18 protein-coding genes are annotated in these 19,557 nt (G+C 68.8%); 9 read left to right on the top strand and 9 right to left on the bottom strand.

Annotation, left to right across the window (positions count from 1 at the left end; all coding sequences use genetic code 11):
- The first annotated feature begins 91 nt into the window (after positions 1–91).
- From NJQ99_RS07315 to NJQ99_RS07305, 3 genes are read left to right on the top strand one after another with little or no spacing between them, the layout of a single operon-like run.
- A complete protein-coding gene (locus tag NJQ99_RS07315; protein WP_269332177.1) occupies positions 92–1,693 on the top strand; it encodes a lysine--tRNA ligase in 1,602 nt (533 codons plus the stop codon).
- Between the two features lie 7 nt (positions 1,694–1,700).
- Positions 1,701–2,051: a DUF952 domain-containing protein gene (locus NJQ99_RS07310; RefSeq protein ID WP_269332176.1), complete on the top strand. Its 351-nt coding sequence runs from the start codon at positions 1,701–1,703 to the stop codon at positions 2,049–2,051.
- Positions 2,048–3,142, top strand: a complete 1,095-nt coding sequence (locus NJQ99_RS07305; protein WP_269332175.1) for a quinone-dependent dihydroorotate dehydrogenase — start codon at positions 2,048–2,050, stop codon at positions 3,140–3,142. The genes NJQ99_RS07310 and NJQ99_RS07305 overlap by 4 nt, the downstream gene beginning before the upstream one ends.
- Here the strand turns inward: NJQ99_RS07305 and NJQ99_RS07300 are convergent.
- Positions 3,106–4,452, bottom strand: a complete 1,347-nt coding sequence (locus NJQ99_RS07300) for an MATE family efflux transporter (protein ID WP_269332174.1) — start codon at positions 4,450–4,452, stop codon at positions 3,106–3,108. The genes NJQ99_RS07305 and NJQ99_RS07300 overlap by 37 nt on opposite strands.
- A 71-nt stretch (positions 4,453–4,523) precedes the next feature.
- Here NJQ99_RS07300 and NJQ99_RS07295 point away from each other — a divergent pair, with 71 nt between their 5' ends.
- Both NJQ99_RS07295 and NJQ99_RS07290 read left to right on the top strand, forming a co-directional pair.
- On the top strand, positions 4,524–5,441 hold the full coding sequence (locus NJQ99_RS07295) for a histone deacetylase family protein (protein WP_269333194.1): 918 nt from the start codon (positions 4,524–4,526) through the stop codon (positions 5,439–5,441).
- A 109-nt stretch (positions 5,442–5,550) separates the two neighbouring features.
- Complete coding sequence (locus NJQ99_RS07290; protein ID WP_269332173.1) at positions 5,551–5,973, top strand: hypothetical protein; 423 nt, start codon at positions 5,551–5,553, stop codon at positions 5,971–5,973.
- A 27-nt stretch (positions 5,974–6,000) separates the two neighbouring features.
- Here the strand turns inward: NJQ99_RS07290 and NJQ99_RS07285 are convergent, their stop codons facing one another.
- Together NJQ99_RS07285 and NJQ99_RS07280 are read right to left on the bottom strand one after the other, a co-directional pair.
- Positions 6,001–6,468: a PaaI family thioesterase gene (locus NJQ99_RS07285; protein ID WP_269332172.1), complete on the bottom strand. Its 468-nt coding sequence runs from the start codon at positions 6,466–6,468 to the stop codon at positions 6,001–6,003.
- Positions 6,465–6,947 carry a PaaI family thioesterase gene (locus tag NJQ99_RS07280; RefSeq protein ID WP_269332171.1) on the bottom strand — a complete coding sequence of 161 codons (483 nt, stop codon included), beginning with the start codon at positions 6,945–6,947 and terminating at the stop codon, positions 6,465–6,467. The genes NJQ99_RS07285 and NJQ99_RS07280 overlap by 4 nt, the downstream gene beginning before the upstream one ends.
- Positions 6,948–7,136: 189 nt before the next feature.
- Between NJQ99_RS07280 and NJQ99_RS07275 the strand changes: the two genes are divergently transcribed.
- Both NJQ99_RS07275 and NJQ99_RS07270 read left to right on the top strand, forming a co-directional pair.
- Positions 7,137–7,781: a TetR/AcrR family transcriptional regulator gene (locus NJQ99_RS07275; RefSeq protein WP_269332170.1), complete on the top strand. Its 645-nt coding sequence runs from the start codon at positions 7,137–7,139 to the stop codon at positions 7,779–7,781.
- A gap of 216 nt (positions 7,782–7,997) precedes the next feature.
- Complete coding sequence (locus NJQ99_RS07270) at positions 7,998–8,642, top strand: TetR/AcrR family transcriptional regulator (RefSeq protein ID WP_269332169.1); 645 nt, start codon at positions 7,998–8,000, stop codon at positions 8,640–8,642.
- A gap of 9 nt (positions 8,643–8,651) precedes the next feature.
- On the opposite strand, the gene NJQ99_RS07265 is transcribed toward NJQ99_RS07270, so the two are convergent.
- From NJQ99_RS07265 to NJQ99_RS07255, 3 genes are all read right to left on the bottom strand, one after another.
- On the bottom strand, positions 8,652–10,235 hold the full coding sequence (locus NJQ99_RS07265; RefSeq protein ID WP_269332168.1) for a cisplatin damage response ATP-dependent DNA ligase: 1,584 nt from the start codon (positions 10,233–10,235) through the stop codon (positions 8,652–8,654).
- 15 nt (positions 10,236–10,250) lie between these two features.
- Positions 10,251–11,267 carry a ligase-associated DNA damage response exonuclease gene (locus tag NJQ99_RS07260; RefSeq protein WP_269332167.1) on the bottom strand — a complete coding sequence of 339 codons (1,017 nt, stop codon included), beginning with the start codon at positions 11,265–11,267 and terminating at the stop codon, positions 10,251–10,253.
- A gap of 413 nt (positions 11,268–11,680) precedes the next feature.
- Positions 11,681–13,288 carry a hypothetical protein gene (locus NJQ99_RS07255; RefSeq protein ID WP_269332166.1) on the bottom strand — a complete coding sequence of 536 codons (1,608 nt, stop codon included), beginning with the start codon at positions 13,286–13,288 and terminating at the stop codon, positions 11,681–11,683.
- Positions 13,289–13,665: 377 nt separating this feature from the next.
- Between NJQ99_RS07255 and NJQ99_RS07250 the strand changes: the two genes are divergently transcribed.
- Together NJQ99_RS07250 and pdeM are read left to right on the top strand one after the other, a co-directional pair.
- Positions 13,666–16,176 (top strand): ligase-associated DNA damage response DEXH box helicase, encoded by a 2,511-nt coding sequence (locus tag NJQ99_RS07250; protein ID WP_269332165.1) that lies wholly within the window; start codon positions 13,666–13,668, stop codon positions 16,174–16,176.
- Positions 16,177–16,208: 32 nt separating this feature from the next.
- Positions 16,209–16,976, top strand: coding sequence for a ligase-associated DNA damage response endonuclease PdeM (gene pdeM, locus NJQ99_RS07245; protein WP_269332164.1), 768 nt, complete (start codon positions 16,209–16,211; stop codon positions 16,974–16,976).
- Positions 16,977–16,983: 7 nt separating this feature from the next.
- Here the strand turns inward: pdeM and NJQ99_RS07240 are convergent, their stop codons facing one another.
- The 3 genes from NJQ99_RS07240 to NJQ99_RS07230 form a co-directional block, all read right to left on the bottom strand.
- Positions 16,984–17,742 carry a cytochrome c biogenesis CcdA family protein gene (locus NJQ99_RS07240; RefSeq protein WP_269332163.1) on the bottom strand — a complete coding sequence of 253 codons (759 nt, stop codon included), beginning with the start codon at positions 17,740–17,742 and terminating at the stop codon, positions 16,984–16,986.
- A 92-nt stretch (positions 17,743–17,834) separates the two neighbouring features.
- Positions 17,835–18,602: a TIGR02186 family protein gene (locus tag NJQ99_RS07235; RefSeq protein WP_269332162.1), complete on the bottom strand. Its 768-nt coding sequence runs from the start codon at positions 18,600–18,602 to the stop codon at positions 17,835–17,837.
- Complete coding sequence (locus NJQ99_RS07230; RefSeq protein WP_269332161.1) at positions 18,599–19,519, bottom strand: sulfite exporter TauE/SafE family protein; 921 nt, start codon at positions 19,517–19,519, stop codon at positions 18,599–18,601. The genes NJQ99_RS07235 and NJQ99_RS07230 overlap by 4 nt, the downstream gene beginning before the upstream one ends.
- Positions 19,520–19,557 lie beyond the last annotated feature (38 nt).

The raw sequence follows: 19,557 nt of genomic DNA, 5'->3' as shown, positions 1-19,557 counted from the left end.
GCGGACCCCGCGGACGTTGACGCCTTCCCTGCCGGGGAGTAGAGCGGGGGCCGCCCGCAGGAACGGGCCGAAAACGCCAGGGAAGCCGGAGATGATCGCCCACACGCCCGAGACCGCTGAAATCGCCCGCAACGCCAAGGCCTGGCCGTTCGAGGAGGCGCGGAAGCTCGAGAAACGCCTGGGCGGCAAGCTGCCGGAGAAGGGCTATGTGCTGTTCGAGACGGGCTACGGCCCCTCGGGCCTGCCGCACATCGGCACCTTCGGCGAGGTGGCGCGCACGACCATGGTGCGCCGCGCCTTCGAGATGCTGACCGGCATGCCGACGCGGCTCTTCGCCTTCTCCGACGACATGGACGGACTGCGCAAGGTGCCGGACAACGTGCCGAACCGCGACCTGCTGGCGCAGCACCTGAACGAGCCGCTGACGAAGGTGCCCGATCCCTTCGGCACGCACGAGAGCTTCGGCCACCACAACAATGCCCGCCTGCGCGCCTTCCTCGATGCCTTCGGCTTCGAGTACGAGTTCCAGTCGGCGACCGACTGGTACACCTCTGGCCGCTTCGACGACGCGCTGATCCGCGTGCTCGAGGAATACGACCGCATCATGGAAGTGATGCTGCCGACGCTGGGCGAGGAGCGCCAGCAGACCTATTCGCCCTTCCTCCCGATCTCGCCCAGGACGGGCCATGTCCTGCAGGTGCCGATCCTGGAACGCAATGCGTCGAAGGGCACGGTTGTGTTCGAGGACACCGACGGCGAGAAGGTCGAAGTGCCGGTGACCGGCGGGCACTGCAAGCTGCAATGGAAGCCCGACTGGGCGATGCGCTGGTACGCGCTGGGCGTCGATTACGAGATGGCGGGCAAGGACCTCATCCCCTCGGTCGACCTCGGCGGCAAGATCACCCGCATCCTCGGCGGCAACCCGCCCGCCGGGTTCAACTACGAACTGTTCCTCGACGAGAACGGGCAGAAGATCTCCAAGTCCAGGGGGAACGGCCTCACCATCGACGAGTGGCTGACCTATGCCAGCCCGGAAAGCCTCGCCCTCTACATGTTCCAGAAGCCGCGCGCGGCCAAGCGGCTCTATTTCGACGTGATCCCGAAGGCGGTCGACGAATACCTGACCTTCCTCGAGAAGTACCGCGGCGAGGGGTCCGACCGGCAGGTCGAGAACCCGGTCTGGCACATCCACGAAGGCACGCCGCCCGAGGAGACGAGCCCGATCAGCTTCAACATGCTGCTGAATCTCGTGTCCGCGTCGAACTCGCAGGATCGGGAGATTCTCTGGGGCTTCATCTCGGCCTATGTGCCGGGCGCGAGCCCCGCGAGCCACCCTCTGCTCGACCGCCTCGTCGGCTACGCGATCAAGTATTTCGAGGATTTCGTCCGGCCGACCAAGTTCTACCGCCCGCCGACGGCGGCGGAGCGCGCCGCGCTCGAGGATCTGCGCGGCACGCTGCAGGGCTTCGCGGAGGGGGCGGCGGCAGAGGACATCCAGAACGCGGTGTTCGAGGTCGGCAAGCGCCACGGGTTCGAGAACCTGCGCGAGTGGTTCGGCTGCCTCTACGAGACGCTGCTCGGCCAGACGTCGGGGCCGCGCATGGGCTCCTTCGTCGCGCTCTACGGCCTCGGGCGCACCGTCGGCCTGATCGACGCCGCGCTGCACCGCGACGCCGATGCGGGCGCGGCCTGAGCCTGCGATGACCCCGGTCTACAAGATCGCGGGGCGCGCGGAGTGGGCGGCGGCAGAGGCTGCCGGCGTCTACACCGGCGCGCCGGTCGACGTGGCCGACGGCTTCATCCATTTCTCCGCCGCCCACCAGGTGGCGGAGACGGCGGCCAGGCACTTCGCGGGCCGCGACGGCCTGCTGCTCGTGGCGGTGGACGCAGACGCGCTGGGCGACGCACTGAAATGGGAGGTATCGCGCGGCGGCGACCGTTTCCCGCATCTCTACGGTCCCCTGCCGCTCGACGCGGTGCTCTGGGTGAAGGCGTTACCACTCTGCGCCAAGGGCGCGCATGTCTTTCCGGAGGGGGTGCTGCCTCGATGAGCCTGCCGTTCTGCCTCGTCCGGCCCGTCCTCCATGCGCTCGATCCCGAGACCGCGCACCGCGCGACCATCGCAGGGCTGACGGCGGGTTTCGGCCCGCGCGACCGCACGCCCGCCGACCCCGCGCTGCGGATGGAGCTTTTCGGTCTCGACTTTCCCAACCCGGTGGGCCTCGCTGCGGGTTTCGACAAGGATGCCGAGGTGCCGGACGCCATGCTGGCGGCGGGCTTCGGCTTCGTCGAGGTGGGCACGATCACGCCGCGCCCGCAGGCAGGAAATCCGCGCCCGCGCATCTTCCGCCTGCCGGAGGACCGAGCGGTCGTGAACCGTCTCGGCTTCAACAATGGCGGGCTGGAGGCAGCGAAGCGCCGCCTCGCCGCGCGCGCGGGCAAGCCGGGCCTCGTCGGCGCCAACATCGGCGCGAACAAGGATGCCGACGACCGCGTCGCGGACTATGTGACGGGGCTGAAGGGGCTGCACGGCCTCTGCGCCTTCTTCACGGTCAACATCTCCTCGCCCAACACGCCGGGCCTGCGCGACCTCCAGGGACGCGAGGCGCTGGCCCGCCTGCTCGACGCGCTGGTGGAGGCGCGCGAAGGCCTGACCACCGGCGGCGCAACGCCGGTGCCGCTGCTGCTCAAGATCGCGCCGGATGTGGACGAGGCGGGCCTCGACGACATCGTGGAGGTCGTGCTCGCCCGCCCCATCGACGGCATGATCGTCTCCAACACGACGATCGCGCGGCCCGAAACGCTCCAGAGCGCCGCGAAGGCCGAAACGGGCGGGCTGTCGGGCGAGCCGCTGTTCGCCTCTTCGACCGAGGTGCTGCGCCAGGTCGCGGCGCGGGTGCAGGGGCGCATCCCGCTCGTCGGCGTGGGCGGCGTCCACGACGGGGCGAGCGCCTATGCCAAGATCCGCGCAGGCGCGAGTCTCGTCGAACTTTACAGCGCGCTGGTCTACGAGGGGCCCGCGCTTGTCGGGCGCATCCGGCGGGAGCTTTGCGCCCTGCTCGCCCGCGACGGCTTCACGCACTTGTCCCAGGCGGTGGGGGCGGATCAGCGCGCCTCGGCGTCGCCCACCACGCGCGGGTAGTACACCAGCAGCGTCAGCGCGCGCGCGATGAAGAACACGTGGATCGTGGCCCACAGGCCGTGGTTGCCGAAGGCGGGGATCAGCATCGCCCAGGCGGCGAGATAGACGGCGAACGCCGCGATCATGGCGTTGCGCATCTCGCGCCCCCGCGTCGCACCGATGAAGATGCCGTCGAGCAGGAAGCACCACAAGCCGGTCAGCGGGGCGAGCGCGGCCCACAGGACATAGACCCTCGCCTCCGCCCGCACCTCCGGCAGGATGGTCAGCAGGTCGATGACGAGGCCGCCCGCCGCCAGATAGACCAGCGACGCGAAGAGCGCCGCGCCAGCCGACCACAGCGTCGTCAGCCGCACCGCGCGGCGCAGGGCGGTGCGGTCCTTCCCGCCGATCGCCTCCCCCACCAGCGCCTCGACCGCGAAGGCGAACCCGTCGAGCGCATAGGCTGACACGTGGAAGAAATGGATGAGCACCGCGTTCGCCGCCAGCGTCAGGTCGCCTGCCCGCGCCCCTTCGCGCGTGAAGATCGCGAAGGCCAGCAGCAGCAGGATCGAGCGGATCATGATGTCGCGGTTGACCGCGATGGTGCGGACGATGCGCGCCCGCTCCACGATCTGCGCCCAGCTCGGCAGCGGCGTCCTGCGGGCATATGCGAGCGCGATGGCGAGGCCGGTGAGCGTCGCCGTCCATTCCGCGATCACCGTGCCGACCGCGACGCCGACGACGCCCCAGCCCAGCCACAGGCCGAGCACGAGGTCGAGCGCGATGTTGAGGCCGTTGAGCAGCAGTTGCAGCAGCAGCACGGTGCGCGTGCGCGACAGGCCGACGAACCAGCCGACCAGCGCGAACATGCCCAGCGCCGCCGGGGCCGACCAGATGCGGATGGCGAAATAGGTGCGCGCGTGGCTTTCCACCTCCGCGCTCGCGTCCATCAGCGGGAAGGTGCCTGCGGCGAGCAGCGCCTGCAGCAGGATCAGCGCGGCGCCCGCGGCGCCCGCGATCATAAGCGCGCGGGCGAGGCAGGCCGTCACCTCGATCCCGTCGCGCGCGCCCCTGGCCTGCGCCGTCAGGCCCGTCGTCCCCATGCGCAGGAAGCCGAAGCTCCAGTAGAGGAAGCTGAACAGCGTCGCCCCGACCGCGACCGCGCCAATGAAGGCCGGATCGTCGAGCCGTCCGACGATCGCCGTATCGACCACGCCCAGCAGCGGGACCGACACGTTCGACAGGATGATCGGCCCTGCGAGCGCGAGGATGCGCGCATGGCTTATGGGCGGGGTGTCGCCTGCGGCCGGGCTGGAGGGTGCGGTGCTCATCGCGCGCGACCATAGCAGGGTCGCCGGCGCCTGCGCTTGGCGCATGTTGCGCCGCGCGCTACATGCCAGCCATGCCGCTTCCCATCGTTCATCATCCGGGCTACCGGGCCCCCCTCGACCCTAACCACCGCTTCCCCATGGGCAAGTTCGGGCGGGTGTTCGAGATCCTGCTGGAGGAGGGCCTCGTCGCACCGGGCGGGCACGTGCAGCCGGTGGAGGCGCCTCCGAACTGGCTGCGGCTCGCCCATGACACGGCCTATGTCGACCAGGTAATGACGCTGACCGTGCCGCCGGACGTGGCGCGGCGCATCGGGTTTCCCATGACGGCCGAGGTGGCGCGCCGGTCCAGGCTCGCCTGCGCGGGCACGCTGCTGACCGCGCGGCTCGCGCTCGAACAGGGGCTCGCTTGCAACACGGCGGGCGGCAGCCATCACGCGGCGCGGCCGCACGGCGCAGGCTTCTGCGTCTTCAACGACGTGGGCGTGGCAGCGAGCGTCCTGCTGGCGGAGGGTGCGGTCTCCCGCATCCTCGTGGTGGATCTCGACGTGCACCAGGGTGACGGCACGGCCCAGATCTTCGCGGACGAGCCGCGCGTATTCACCTTTTCCATGCACGCGGAGAAGAACTTCCCTGCCCGCAAGATGCAAAGCTACCGCGACGTGCCCCTGCCCGACGGGATGGAGGACGCCGATTATCTCTCGACCCTCGCCACCCACCTGCCGGACTTGCTGACCCAGGTGCGGCCCGATCTCGTGTTCTACAATGCCGGGGTCGACCCGCACCGCGACGACCGGCTGGGGCGGCTTGCGCTCAGCGACGCCGGGATTGCCCGCCGCGACGCCTACGTGCTGGAGACATGCCTTGCCGTGGGCGTGCCTTTGGCGGGCGTGCTCGGCGGCGGCTATGACCGCGACGTGGACGTGGTCGCGCGCCGCCATGCGATACTGCACCGGACCGCTGCCGGGGTCTTCGCGCGCCGCCGGCTCTGACCTGCCTCAACCTCGACACATCGCGGAAGTGTTATGAGACATCGAGGCGCACGGTCCCGACCGGACCGCGCGGCTCGCAGTTTCGGAATCCGACCGGGAGGATAGCACCATGAAGACGCGCGCATTCCTGGCAGCGGTGGCAGCCGTGACGCTGGCGGGCGGCACAGCCGTGTTGGCGCAACAGGGGGCCTCCGACAACAAGGTGCCCATGCAGGGTGGCCAGATGCCGATGATGCAAGGCCAAGGCCAAGGCCAAGGCCAAGGCCAAGGCCAAGGCATGATGGGCCAAGGCATGATGGGCCAAGGCCAGGGGATGATGGGCCAGGGCATGCAGATGCGCCATGGCATGCACGGCGGCGACGGCGGCATGCACGGCAAGATGGGCGGCATGCACCACGGCAAGGGCAAGAAGCACGGCCCGACGCTGCGCATCGCGATCGAAAGCGAGGACCGCACGCTCCATTTCGAATGCAATGCCGAGATGGACGACTGCCTGAAGGCGCTGGCCCAGGTGCAGGGCGCCGCGCAGTAACCTGGCGAAGGCGGCGGTGCCGGGCGTTCAGGCGCCGGTGCCGCTCTCCTCGTCGCGGCGCAGCAGGAAGTGGCCGTGCAGTGCGGCGATGGGACGCGCGCGCTCGTCCTGCCAGGCTTCCACGCGAACGTTTGCGACGCGGCGGCCGGGCTTGGCAATGATCGCGCGGGCGAAGGTGTCCATGGGCCGGCCCGAGCGCAGATAGTCGACCGAGATGTCGATGGGCTTGGGCAGCGGCGCGCCCGGCATCGTCCAGGCGAGCTGCGCGATGGCAGTCACCTCCATGAAGGCGCCGATCACACCGCCGTGCAGCGCCGGCAGCACCGGGTTGCCGATGAGTTTCTCATCGAAGTTCAGTGTCGTCGTGATCTCGTCACCGCGCCGGTCGATGGTGATGCCGAGGAACCGCGCATATGGGATGCGCCCGATGAGGTCGCGCAGCGCTTGGCTGCGGGCTCTCTCCTCGGCGATGTCGATGCGGTTGCGCCCGTTCATTGCTGGCTCCCGATCTGCGCGGCCAGCTGCACCATGTATTCCGGCACCTCGGTCAGCATGAAGGTTCCCACCGAGGTGGCGACCGGGTCCCGCTCCTCGGTTTCCCACGCCGTGCCGCGCACGAAGGCGACCGACCGCGTGAGCTTGTAGCAGGTGGCGCGCGCGTAGATCGCCTTTCCCGGCACGGCCGGGCGGTTGTAGTCGATGCGCAGGTCGAGCGTTGCAACCTGCATCGGCGTGTCGCCGGCGAGGAAGGCTGCCAGGCCCGACGCATTGTCGAGCAGCGTCGTCACCACGCCGCCGTGGATCACGCCGGTGTCCGGGTCGCCGATCAGGTGCTCGGCATAGGGGATCGAGGCCACGCACGCGCCCCAATCCATGTCTATGACGCGCATGCCGATGGCGCGCGCATGCGGCAGCGCATCGATCATCAGCGGGCCAGCGCTTCGCAGCAGGTCTGGCAGGGGCGTGTCGGGCATTGCGATCAACTCCAGTCGGCAATGGCCCGATAAGGACCGCTGGGGCGCCTCTTGTCAATCGCACCCCTCCGGAAGCGGCGGCACTCGCCGCCGAGGCGAGCGGACACTTGTTCTTTATGCCGAAACAAGCGAAGATATTCAAAAAATAATACCATGCGGGGCGACGGTCAGCCGGGGGGGGATGGGCGAATGGACAGTATCACCCCGCGTGGAAAGCGGGCTCTCAACAAGGAAGCCAACAGGGACGCGATCCTGGAAGCGGCGCAGGACGTGTTCGCAGAATTGTCCTTCGGCGGGTCGAGCGTGCGCGACATCATCGCGCGGACCGGTCTCGCGTCCGGAACCTTCTACAATTACTTCCGCTCCAAGGAAGAGATCTTCTGCGCGCTGCTCGAGGAAATGGGCGCGGAGCTTCGCTCCGGGCTGCAGGAATTGCCGGGTCAGTATCCTGGTTGCATCGCGCACGCCCGCAGCTGTTTCGAAGTCTATTATCGCTGCATCCTGCGGAACCGGGGGCTCTACCTCGTTCTCCGGCGCAACATGGGAACGGTACGGTCGCAGGTCGAGATGCAAGGCACGTTGTTCGGATTTTCCTTCTTCATCAAGGATATCGAGGCGGCGGTCAGCCATGGTGGATTGAGTGACGCCGAGAACCGCCGGATAACGGCAGCGAGCCTGGGTCTCGCCCTCGAGGTTGGCGATGAGCTTCTGCAGCAGGAGAGCCCGGACATATTCGGTGCAGCGAGCTTTTCGGCGGAGTTTCTTATCGGCGGCATCATGATGATCAAGAACCTCTCCCAGAGCAAGCAAGCGAACCAGATCAAGATCGCCTAGTCTATCTGCCGGGGACAGGAGCCCCGGGGCCGCGAAGGTGACGGCTCCGGCAAGGGGTGTCCCTTGGGGGTCGTGTTGTCGGCCCCGCCGCTCTCGGCATTGGCCGCACTCGCCGAAAAGGCGAGTGCGCGCTTGTACTTTGTCCCGAAATGGGCGATAAGATATTCAAAAAGACGATGGCACGCGGGTCGGTGATCAGCCAGAGGGAATGGGCGAATGGACAGCATCACCCCGCGTGGAAAGCGGGCTCTCAACAAGGAAGCCAACAGGGACGCGATCCTTGAGGCGGCGCAGGACGTGTTCGCGGAACTGTCGTTCGGCGGGTCGAGCGTGCGCGACATCATTGGCCGCACGGGCCTCGCGTCCGGCACGTTCTACAACTACTTCCGCTCCAAGGAGGAGGTCTTCGGCGCTCTCCTCGACGAGATGGCGGACGAGCTGCGCTTCCGGCTGCAGCATCTGCGCGAGGAGGCGCCCGATTGCCTGACCCTCGCGCGGGGGTCCTTCGAGATATATTACCGCTGCATCCTGGAACATCGCCGACTCTATCTCGTGCTGCGGCGCAACATGGGCACGGTGCGCCTGCAGGTGGAGACGCCGGGGATGCTGGCGGGTTTCGTCGATCTCCTCGCCGATATCGAGATGGCGGTCAGTCATGGCGGCCTGACGGCGGCGGACAATCAGCGCATTACCGCCGCGACGGTCGGCATGGCGCTGGAAATCGGCGACAAGCTGCTGCGGGAGACCCCGCCGGACATCGCGGGCGCGGCCCGGTTCTCGGCCGATTTCCTGATCGGCGGGATCATGACGATGCAAAGCCTGGCGCAGATGCCGGACGAGGCACGGGTGGCGCAGGCCTGACGCCGGTCTTCACGGCACGAGGGTTTCGAGCGCGGCGACGGTGTCGGCCTCGGCGGGTGGCTTGTCCCACCGGATGCGGTGTACACGCGGGAAGCGCATGGCGACGCCGGACTTGTGGCGCGCGGACCTGGCGACCCCTTCGAAGGCGATTTCCAGGACGAGGCCGTGCGTAGGCTCGCGCCGCACCTCACGCACCGGGCCGTAGCGTGCGACCGTGTTGTCGCGGACGAAGCGGTCCAGCTGCTTCAGTTCCGCGTCGGTGAAGCCGAAATAGGCCTTGCCGACCGGAACCAGGTCGCCTTCTGCCGTCCAGCAGCCGAAGGTGAAGTCCGAGTAGAAGGACGAGCGCTTTCCGTGCCCGCGCTGCGCATACATCAGCACCGCGTCGACAAGGAACGGGTCACGCTTCCATTTCCACCAATGGCCCTTTGGCCGCCCCGCGATATAGGGCGCATCGCGCCGCTTCAGCATCACGCCTTCGATCACCGGATGCGGCGGATTGGCGCGCAGCGCATCGAGTTCGGCCCAGTCGGCGAAAGCCACGAGCGGCGAGATGTCCGTGCGCGCCGGCCCGGCCCGGGCGTGCCAGGCTTCGAGCCGCGCCCGCCGCACCGCGAAGGGAAGGCCGCGCAGATCCTCGCCGTTCTCGATCAGCAGGTCGTAGAGCCGCAGGCCAACCGGGTACTCCCGCATCAGCTTGGCGCTCACGCTCTTGCGTCCGAGGCGCTGCTGCAGGTCGTTGAAGGGTTGCGCCTCTCCGCCGCGCATGACCAGCAATTCGCCGTCGAGTGTCGCCTCGATGCCTGACAGCGCCTCGGCGAGGTCGGGGAAGGCGCCCGACAGGTCCTCGCCGGTGCGGGAATAGAGGTTCAGCGTGCCTCTTTCTCCGGCCGCCTGCACCCGGATCCCGTCCCACTTCCATTCTGCGGCGGCATCGGCGGGCGACAGGGTGGCAAGGTCGCCCTCGCCGATCGGGTGAGACAGCATGAGCGGCCGGAAGCCCCCCGGCACTAGCGGATCGGGCTTGGGCGTGCGCCCCTCCAGCCAGGCAAATAGGCTGGCATAGGGCGGCGTGAGCGCATGCCACAGCTCCTCGATCTCGGCAGCGTCGACCCCGCCCAGCTGTGCCGCAGCCGTCTTGGCGAGCCGCGCCGACACCCCGACGCGCAGGCCGCCGGTGACCACTTTGAGCAGAGCCCAGCGCCCCGTTGCGTCGAGCGTGTCCAGCCAATGCGCGAGCAGATCCGGCACCTGGTCGCGGCGCGCCGCCGACAGCGCGTCCACCACCTCGGCAAGCTCCGGCGGCCGGTTCGCCCCCGGCTGCGTGGGCCACATCAGCGCCGCCGTCTCCGCGAGATCGCCGACATAGTCGTAGGACAGCCCGAACAGCACCGGGTCGGTGCGCGCCCCGATCAGCGCGCGGATCGCACCCGCCTTCGCGTGCCGGAAGGAGAGGTCGCCGGTCAGCGCCGCCAGCGCCCAACCTCGGTCCGGGTCGGGTGCGGTGCGCAGGTACGCCTCGATCAGCGCAAGCTTTCCGTTCCGGCCGGGCTGATAGGACAGGCTGTCGAGCAGGTCTGCGAACCGCTGCATCAGGCGATGCTCCGCTCATCCATCGTCATTGTCCTCGCCGCGGCCGACGAGGGCCAGCGGGCGCGCCGGTATGCCCTGCGCGTGAGCCCAGTGGATCAGCGCATCGTCGCGTCCATGCGTGACCCAAAGCTCGCCTGGGGCGATCTCCGCGACGGTGCGTGTCAGTTCGTCCCAGTCCGCGTGGTCGGAGATGACCAGTGGAAGTTCCACGCCCCGTTGCCGGGCGCGGGCCCGCACGCGCATCCAGCCGCTTGCAAAGCAGGTGACGGGGTCGGACAGCCGGCGCGACCAGCGGTCGGCCAGCGCGGACGGCGGCGCGACGACGATGCCACCCGCAAGGTCGCCCTTGTCCGCCGCCGTGACCGGGCGCACGTCGCCCAGGCCGATACCCTGCGCGCGGTACCAGTCGGTCAGCTTCACCGCGGCACCGTGGAGCCAGACAGGCTTGTCCCAACCTGCCGCGCGCAGCAGCGCGATCAGCCGCTGCGCCTTGCCCAGCGCATAGGCGCCGACCAGGTGCGTCCGGCCCGGGAAGGTGGCGACGCTCGCCAGCAGGCGTGCGACCTCGTCCGCATCGTCCGGATGGCGGAACACGGGCAGGGCGAAGGTCGCTTCCGTGATGAAGACATCGCACGCCACCGGCTCGAAACCTGTGCAGGTCGGATCGCGCCGGCGCTTGTAGTCGCCGGAGACGACGATGCGCGTCCCGCCATGCTCGATCACGGCCTGTGCCGAGCCGAGCACATGTCCGGCGGGCGTCAGCCGCAAGCGCACGCCATTGATGTTCAGCGCTTCGCCGTAGGGCAGGGCCTGAAGCCGCCCTCCCGCGCCGTCTCCGTAGCGGATCTGCATGAGGCCCAGCGTTTCCGGCGTGGCAAGCACGTGGGCATGGCCGGGCCGCGCGTGATCGGCGTGCCCGTGCGTGATGACGGCCCGCTCCACGGGGCGGTGCGGGTCCACGAAGAAGTTCCCTTCCGGGCAGTAGAGACCCGAAGGCGTCGGGTGCAGAAGGTCCTCGGCGGCGATAGGCATGGTCCTCGTCGGCCCCGTCTTGCTCGTGCCTTACCTAGTGCGTCAGGCCTGCACCCAACAGGGGCAGAGCGCCCCGCACGCCCGGAAGGAGTGGACCGGCTTCTCGCAAACAACCCTTGCGCGAGCCTGCCAATCATGGTTTAAAGAGCTTGCCCCAGTGATGACAGGACGGTCTGCACTTCACACAAGCGGTCAACTAGCCATTGATCAGAAGTGCAGGCCGGCCTTCATTCCTTCAGGTGGCTTTCCAGAAAATCATGCATGTTTCGTGTGCGCCAGCGCCATCAGGGCTGGCGTGATCGAACCGTTCTTGCCCGCAGATGCCTGCTGCGCGGCGGACGTGAACGCTTCGGGGGCCAAGGGGCGGGACGGCCGGTGCTGCCGTCCCGCCCCTTGCTGTTCGGCGTGTTGCGCTACACCCGTGCGAGGAGCTCGGACAGCCGTTCGACCGCACCGGCGCTGCCGCCGCTTCCCAGGCCTTGCAGATACGCGGTCCAGGTGGCCTCCCACGCCTGTTGCGGCGACGTACCGAACTGTCGCTGCGCAAGATAGGCCTCGTTGGCGAGGCTTGCCGCCTGCGATCCCATGCCGCTCTGCTGGAACACCTCTCGGGTTACCGCGTTCGGCACGGCCGGCGTGGCCCGTTCGATCAGCGCCGCCTTGCCGCCGCTGCGATAGGCGTCGTTGACCCATTGCGCGGCGTCCGCGGGCTCGTGTCCGTCCTGCACATAGCGGGTGTAGGCGAACTGTGCGATGCGCTGCACGTCGGCGGGGGCGGCAGACTGCGTTCCGGCCGGCTGAGCGGAAGCCGCCGGCGCGGGATCTCCTGCCTGGCCCGCGGAAGCCGCCGCAGGGGCCGTCACCTCTGCGCGCAAAGCCTCGAGCGCCTGCAGGCCGCCAGCGTGGCCGCCGTTCGCATAGCCCTGCAGATAGGTGCCGAACACGGCCTGCCAGGCTTGCGTCGGCTGCATCTGGGGTCGCATCGCAAGATAAGCCTCGTTCGCCACGCCAGCCGCCTGTGTGCCCATGCCCGCCGCCGCGAACGCCGCGCCGTCCACGCTGGCCGGGGTGGGGGGCATGCCCTGCTCGATGAGCTTGGCAAGGCCGCCGCCATGGCGCTGGCCGTCCATGATCCACTCGATGGCCCAGGAGGGGTCCGCGCCCTGGCGCACCAGCGAGTCATAGGTCCATGCGGCCGCCCGCGCGCGGTCCGCCGGCCAGCCTATCTGCGTGAAGCTCTCTTCCGTGATGTCGTAGTTGCGCCTGCCCGGAGCCTCCACCGGCTCTGGCGCAAGGTCCGGCATCATGCTGCCGATGAGTTCCGGAAACGCGCCCTCCGGAATGCGCAGCGTGTTGCCCGCAAGGCGGATGTCGACGGTGCCGTTCCGATCCTCCGATATGCCGAAATTGTTGTAGCCGTGTCCGACGACCAGCCGCGCGCTGCTGACGGAATCGCGGACCGCCATCAGCGCCGGGAGCGCAGCAAGCGAAAGCCCCCCGGTCGCAGGTGCCGCCGCAAGGATCTTGGCGAGGCCGATCTTCGAGAAATAGTCGGCAAGCCGCTGTGCCGCTAGGTTCGATCCCGGAATCGGCGCATAGAGGCCGGAGAGCGTGTTGAAGCCGGCCTGCGAGATGCCGTCCTCGTCGAAACCTGCGCGGCCGCGCGTGTTGATCCAAGCGCCGATGCCGGTATTGCCGATCATCTTGAACGTCCCGGAGCCAACGTCCACGAGGCCCTGGCTGGGCGTGATGGTCACGATCGTTCCCATGGACGCGCCGGGGTGTGACTTCACGCTCAGGAAGTGCGTGACATCCTGCAGCCCGTCGCCCAATTGCTCGAGCGCACCTAACAGGTCACCCTGGTCGAGAAGGTCTTTGACCGCACCGTGGATGTACTTCGACGGGATCACGGCGGCGTAAGCCACGGGCATCCCGACCATCAGTCCGCTCCGCGGGTCGCCGACGCCCAGCGTCATAACCACCCCGGCGAGATAGCCGTCCGGACGCAGGGCATCCTTCAAGGGCTGTCCCGTTGGCGAGATCCATTCCGCCCCGCCTGGAAGCGGGGTGACGACGGGTCCTGAAGCGATGCCGTCAGGCGCACTGGCCGCGCCTGAAGTTTGTGCCACGACAGGCACCCCGTCCATGTCGGACGGAAAGAACGGTGGCGTGATGGATGCAGAATAGTCCGGCTGCCAGGCCGGAAATGCAGAGCTTGTCATTTTTGCCCCTGTGGATGCGTTTCCCCAAGGGGTCAGGAACCTACAATAAACTTTCGAGAACTTGAACAAGATTTGAGCAAGATTCCGGGTTGCTTGCCGCTTCGCGCATCAATCTGACCGGAAGGCGTCCCCTCTCGGCGCTTTCGCGCGTGCGCGTTCGCGCTAGATTGCAGCCCATGGCCAAGGCGACGTCCCGACATTCCGGCGATCTGGAGAAGGAACACCTCCTGCCTTCTGCCTTTGCCGACTGGTTTTCCGGCCGGGGCTGGACGCCGCGGCCGCACCAGCTTGCGATGCTGGAGGCGGCGCGCGCAGGCGAGAGCGTCCTGCTGACCGCGCCCACCGGCGGCGGCAAGACGCTCGCGGGCTTCCTGCCGAGCCTTGTCGACCTTGCGGGAATGGCGGAAGGAGATGCGTCCGGCGCGCGGCCCTGGCGGTTGCATACGCTCTATGTCTCGCCGCTGAAGGCGCTCGCCGTCGACATCGCGCGCAACCTGGAGCAGCCGGTGGCGGAGATGGGTCTCGGTCTCCGCATCGAGACGCGCACCGGCGACACGCCGCAGGCCCGCCGCCAGCGCCAGCGCACCCGGCCACCCGACATCCTGCTCACCACGCCTGAGCAGATCGCGCTTCTCCTCTCCTACCACGACGCGGACCGGATCTTCGCGGGCCTGAAGACCGTCATCGTGGACGAGTTGCACGCGATGGAGGGCGGCAAGCGCGGCGACCTGCTGGCGCTGGGGCTTGCGCGGCTGCGCACGCTCGCGCCGGGGCTCCGCGCCGTGGGGCTGTCGGCGACGGTGGCCGATCCGGACCGGCTTGCGCGCTGGCTCGTGCCGCAGCCGCCGGGCGGGGAGGCGCAGGCGCGGCGCATCGTGGGTGCGCCGGGCGCGAAGCCGGAGGTGGCGGTGCTCTTCTCCGACGCGCGCGTGCCGTGGTCGGGCCATTCGGCGCGCCATGCGGTGGGCGAGGTGATGACGGCGATCCGCGCGCACCGGACCACACTCGTCTTCGTCAACACGCGCTCGCAGGCGGAGGTGCTGTTCCAGGAACTGTGGCGGGAGAACGAGGACGCGCTGCCGATCGCGCTCCATCACGGCAGCCTGTCCGTGGAGCAGCGGCGCAAGGTCGAGGCAGCGATGGCAAAAGGCGCGCTCCGGGCGGTCGTCTGCACGTCCACCCTCGACCTCGGCATCGACTGGGGGGACGTCGACCTCGTTATCCAGATCGGGGCGCCCAAGGGCTCTTCGCGCCTGCTGCAGCGGATCGGGCGCGCGAACCACCGTCTCGACCAGCCGTCGCGTGCGCTGCTCGTGCCGTCCAACCGGTTCGAGTACCTGGAATGTCTGGCCGCCCGCGTGGCGGTGGAGGAGGGGGCTCTCGACGGAGAGCCGCCCGCGCCCGGCGCGCTCGACGTGCTTGCCCAGCACGTGACGGGCGTCGCCTGCGGGCCGGGGGTCGTGCCCGACCGGCTCCATGAGGAAGTGAGGAGCGCCAGCCCCTATGCCCACCTCGACCGGCAGACCTTCGACCGCGTGCTCGCCTTCGTGGAGACCGGCGGCTACGCGCTGCGCCGCTACGACCGCTTCCGGCGGCTGAAGGCCTCACCGGACGGGCGGCTGGTGATCGCCTCGCGCGGTGCGGCACAGGCCTATCGCATGAACGTCGGGACCATCGTCGAGGCGCCGATGCTGAAGGTCCGCCTGACGAAGCCGGGGCGCGGCGCGTCCGCGATGGGCGGGCGGATGCTGGGCGAGATCGAGGAATGGTTCGTCGAGCAACTGGGTCCCGGCGACACCTTCCTGTTTGCGGGCGAGGTGCTGCGCCTCGAGGGCCTGCGCGAGACCGACGTGTTCGTCAGCCGTGCGGGCGGGGCCGAGCCCAAGGTGCCGTCCTACCAGGGCGGCAAGTTCCCGCTCTCGACCTTTCTCGCCGACCGGGTCCGCGGGCTGCTCGCCGACCGGGAGGGGTGGGGGATGCTCTCGCCGCAGGTGGAGGAGTGGCTCGCCCTGCAGGCGGCGAAATCGGTCATACCTGCGCGCGACCAGATGCTGGTCGAGACCTTCCCGCGCGGGCGCAAGCACTACCTCGTCGCCTATCCCTTCGAGGGCCGGCTTGCGCACCAGACGCTGGGGATGCTGCTGACGCGGCGGCTGGAACGGGCCGGGCTGCGCCCCATGGGCTTCGCCGCCAACGAGTACGGGCTTGCGGTCTGGGGCTTGCGCGACATGCGCCGCGTCGGCATGGACGCGCTGTTCGAGGAGGACATGCTGGGCGACGACCTCGATGCCTGGATGGCGGAATCGGCGTTGCTCAAGCGCACCTTCCGCAATTGCGCGGTGATCGCGGGCCTCGTCGAGCGGCGCTTCCCGGGCCGCGAGAAGACCGGCCGGCAGGTCACCATGTCCACGGACCTGATCTACGACGTGCTGCGTCAGCACGAGCCGGATCACGTCCTGCTGCAGGCGACGCGGGCCGATGCGGCGCGCGGCCTGCTCGACATCGGCCGGCTGGGGGCATTGCTCGCGCGCATCCGGGGGCGGATCGTGCACCGCCCGCTTGCCCGGATCTCGCCGCTTTCGGTGCCGATCATGCTGGAGGTCGGCCGCGAGCCCATCTACGGTTCGGCCGATGAGGACCTTCTGGCCGAGGCCGCCGACACCCTCATCGCCGAGGCCAAGGGGTGAGCCCTGTATCTTCTGCGTTGCCTGGAACGGATATGACTGTCTTCGCTTCCGACCTTGCGGACGGTGCGCCTGAGTTATCGAACGCTCTGGCGGGCCATCCGGCCGAGACGCACGTCGCGGGTGTGCGCGTCGCGCTCGATCCCGCGGGCGTGATGCTGCTGCCGGAGAGCGGGGCGCTGATCGTTTCGGACCTGCACCTCGAAAAGGGCGCTTCCTTCGCCCGGCGCGGGGTGATGCTGCCGCCCTATGACACGGCGGCGACGCTTGCCCGGCTTGCCGCGCTGGTCGCGCGCTACCGCCCGCAGACGGTGGTGAGCCTCGGCGACAGTTTCCACGACGCCGATGCAAGCGCCGGGCTGGACGAGGCCGACCGTGCGCGTCTCGCCGCGCTGACCGAAGGCTGCCGCTGGGTCTGGATCCTCGGCAACCACGATCCCGCGCCGCCGGAAGGGCTGGGTGGCGAAGTGTGCGAGGCGGTGGAGGTCGGCGGGCTGACCTTCCGGCACGAGCCGGGCCCACGACCTGCGCAAGGCGAGGTGGCGGGCCACCTGCATCCGGCGGCGACGGTGGTGGCGCGCGGACGCAGGCTCAGGCGGCGGTGTTTCGCAAGCGACGGGACGCGGCTCGTCATGCCATCCTTCGGGGCCTACACTGGCGGTCTCTGCGTGCGCGATCCGGCGGTCTCGCGCCTGTTCGGGCCGGACTACCACGCATGGATGCTGGGCGAGGCGCGCGTGCACCCGGTCCGGGCGCGCCGCCTCGTGCCTGACAGCGCGATGCTGGGCCGCGGACTGCTCTGAGAGGCGGTCAGCCGAGCGTCGACAGCGCCGGGAAGGTCTCCAGCAGCCAGAACGACAGGTCCTGCAGCGTTCCCATGAAGATCATCACGCCGGTGACGACCAGCAGCGCGCCCGCGCCGATCTCGATCCAGCGCATCCAGGGCCGAATGCGCCGTGCGAATGCGAGAAAGCGGCTGACCCCGAGTCCCGCCAGCACGAAGGGTACGCCGAGACCCAGCGAATAGACCGCGAGCAGGGACGCGCCATAGGCGAGGCTGTCCTGGCTGCCGGCGATCACCAGGATGGTTCCGAGGATCGGGCCTATGCAGGGTGTCCAGCCGAACGCGAAGGCGAGGCCCAGGAGAAATGGCCCGAACAGGCCCATGGCCGACGTCGTGTCGGGCGAGAAGCGCGCCTCCCGCTGCAGGACCCCGATGCGGAAGACGCCCATCATGGCGAGGCCGAAGACGACGATCACGGCGCCCGCCACCATCGACAACTCGTAACTCCAGGCGAGCAGGAAGCGGCTGATGTAGGAGGCAGACGCGCCGAGCGCGACGAAGACCACCGTGAAGCCCAGCACGAACGCGACCGAGGCGGGCAGCACGCGGGCGAGCAGTGCACGCCCCTCTGCGCTGCCGTCGCCCTCAGCCTCCTGCAGGCGGTCGAGCGTCGTGCCCGTCATGTAACAGAGATAGGCCGGAACGAGAGGCAGCACGCAGGGGCTCAGAAAGCTGATCAGCCCGGCGAGCGCCGCCCAGAAATAGGTGATGTTCTCGACCGCCATCGGCCTTGTGGCTCCCTCCAGGGCACGTATCCGAAGGGGATATGCCAGTTTCAGGGCGCGCACGCCAGCGGGGCGCGGTGTCGCGGGAGGCGTCAGGGGCGGCGGAACAGCGCCGAGGCGAGCCACCCCAGGACGAGCGCGAGCGTGATCGCACCGAGTCCGTAGAGCAACGGCCGTTCGTGCGCGAGATTGAACAGGCTGCGTTCGATCCCGCTCTTGTCCACGGCGAAATAGGATGTCTCCCGGGTAACCAGGGCACCGTTCGCAAAGAGGTAGACGTCCACGGCATATTGCCCGACCGACACGGTCGCAGGCAGGTCGATTTCCGCGCGGAAAAGCCCGTCCCTGACCACCTGCACCGCACCTGGCCGGTCCTGGAACAGGTCCGCCTCCATTTTCCGGCGGATCAGTGCGGCGCGGAAGGCTTCCAGGTCCGCACCGTCGGTCGCCTCCCCCACTTCGGGGCGGAGGTTCTCCGTACCAAGCCCGTGCACCTGGCGGAAGAAGGCGCGCGTCGCCTCGTCGAGGGCGCGCGTGCTTGCCATCGCATAGACGTCGGGGACACCTTCGAACGTCACTTCGGATCGATTGACCCAGATGCCGGCGACCCGCTCCTTGCGGCGGACGGTCGCATCCGTTGCCGGCCCCCGGACCACGATGACGAGGTCGGTGCCTTCGCGCTCCAGCCCCGAGCGGGCGTAGCCGAAGATCAGCAGCGATGCGCCGGAAAAGTTCGACGTGATCTCGATGAGGCGGCTGGAGACGTCCGATGCGAGGTCGGTCACCGCCCGCGCCGGGCCGGCGGCGGAGAGGAACACCGCGCCCGCGAGCGCGGCGGCGAGCCGGCAGCGTGCGCTCATGTGCCAAGCCCCCGTGCAAGCGAGTAGAGGTCGTCCGGCGTCGCCACCAGGTCGTAGGCCAGGCGCAGGCAGACTGCGAGCACGAGCAGGGCAAGGAGGACACGCAATTGCTCGCTCTTGAGCTTGGCGCCCGCGCGCAGCCCGTACTGCGCACCGATCACGCCGCCCAGCAGCAGGATCAGCGCCAGCACCACGTCGACCGTCTGGTTCTGATAGGCATGCATCATCGTGGTGAAGCCCATCAGCACCACGATCTGGAAGAGCGAGGTCCCGATCGCCGCTGTCGTCGGCATGCCGAGGATGTAGATCATCGCGGGCACGATGATGAACCCCCCACCCACGCCCATGATGGCTGCCAGAAGCCCCACGGACGCGCCAATCACGAGAGGGGGAAAGACGCTCGTGTAGAGCTTGGAGCGCGGGAAGCGCATTTTCAGCGGCAACCCGTGAATCCATGTGTGGCGATGCAGCTTGCGCCGGGCGGCTTCCGTGCGCCGGGCGCGGTTGAGAGCTCTCAGGCTCTCCACCAGCATCATGGCGCCAATGGTGCCGAGAAACCCCACATATGCGAGGGAGATGGCGAGATCGACCTGGCCGAGGTCGCGCAGCAGCCGGAACAGTTCCACGCCCGCCGCGGAGCCCGCAATGCCGCCCGCCAGCAGCACGGCGCCCATGCGGAAGTCCACGTTCTTCCGCCGCATGTGGCCCAGCATGGCGGAAAAGGACGAGCCCATCGTCTGCGTCGTCGCCGTGGCGACCGCGACCGCGGGCGGGATGCCGATGAAGATCAGAAGCGGCGTCATGAGAAAGCCGCCGCCCACGCCGAAAAGCCCCGAGAGAAATCCGACCCCGCCGCCGAGGCTGAGCAGGAGCAGGATGTGCACCGACAATTCGGCGATGGGCAGATAGAGCTGCATCCCGGGGCCCGGAGGGTTCGGCGGGGGAATGCGGCAGG

It is taken from the genome of Futiania mangrovi (genome assembly GCF_024158125.1).
Taxonomy (GTDB): Bacteria; Pseudomonadota; Alphaproteobacteria; order Futianiales; family Futianiaceae; genus Futiania; species Futiania mangrovi.
This window is presented reverse-complemented; position numbering and strand designations above follow the sequence as displayed.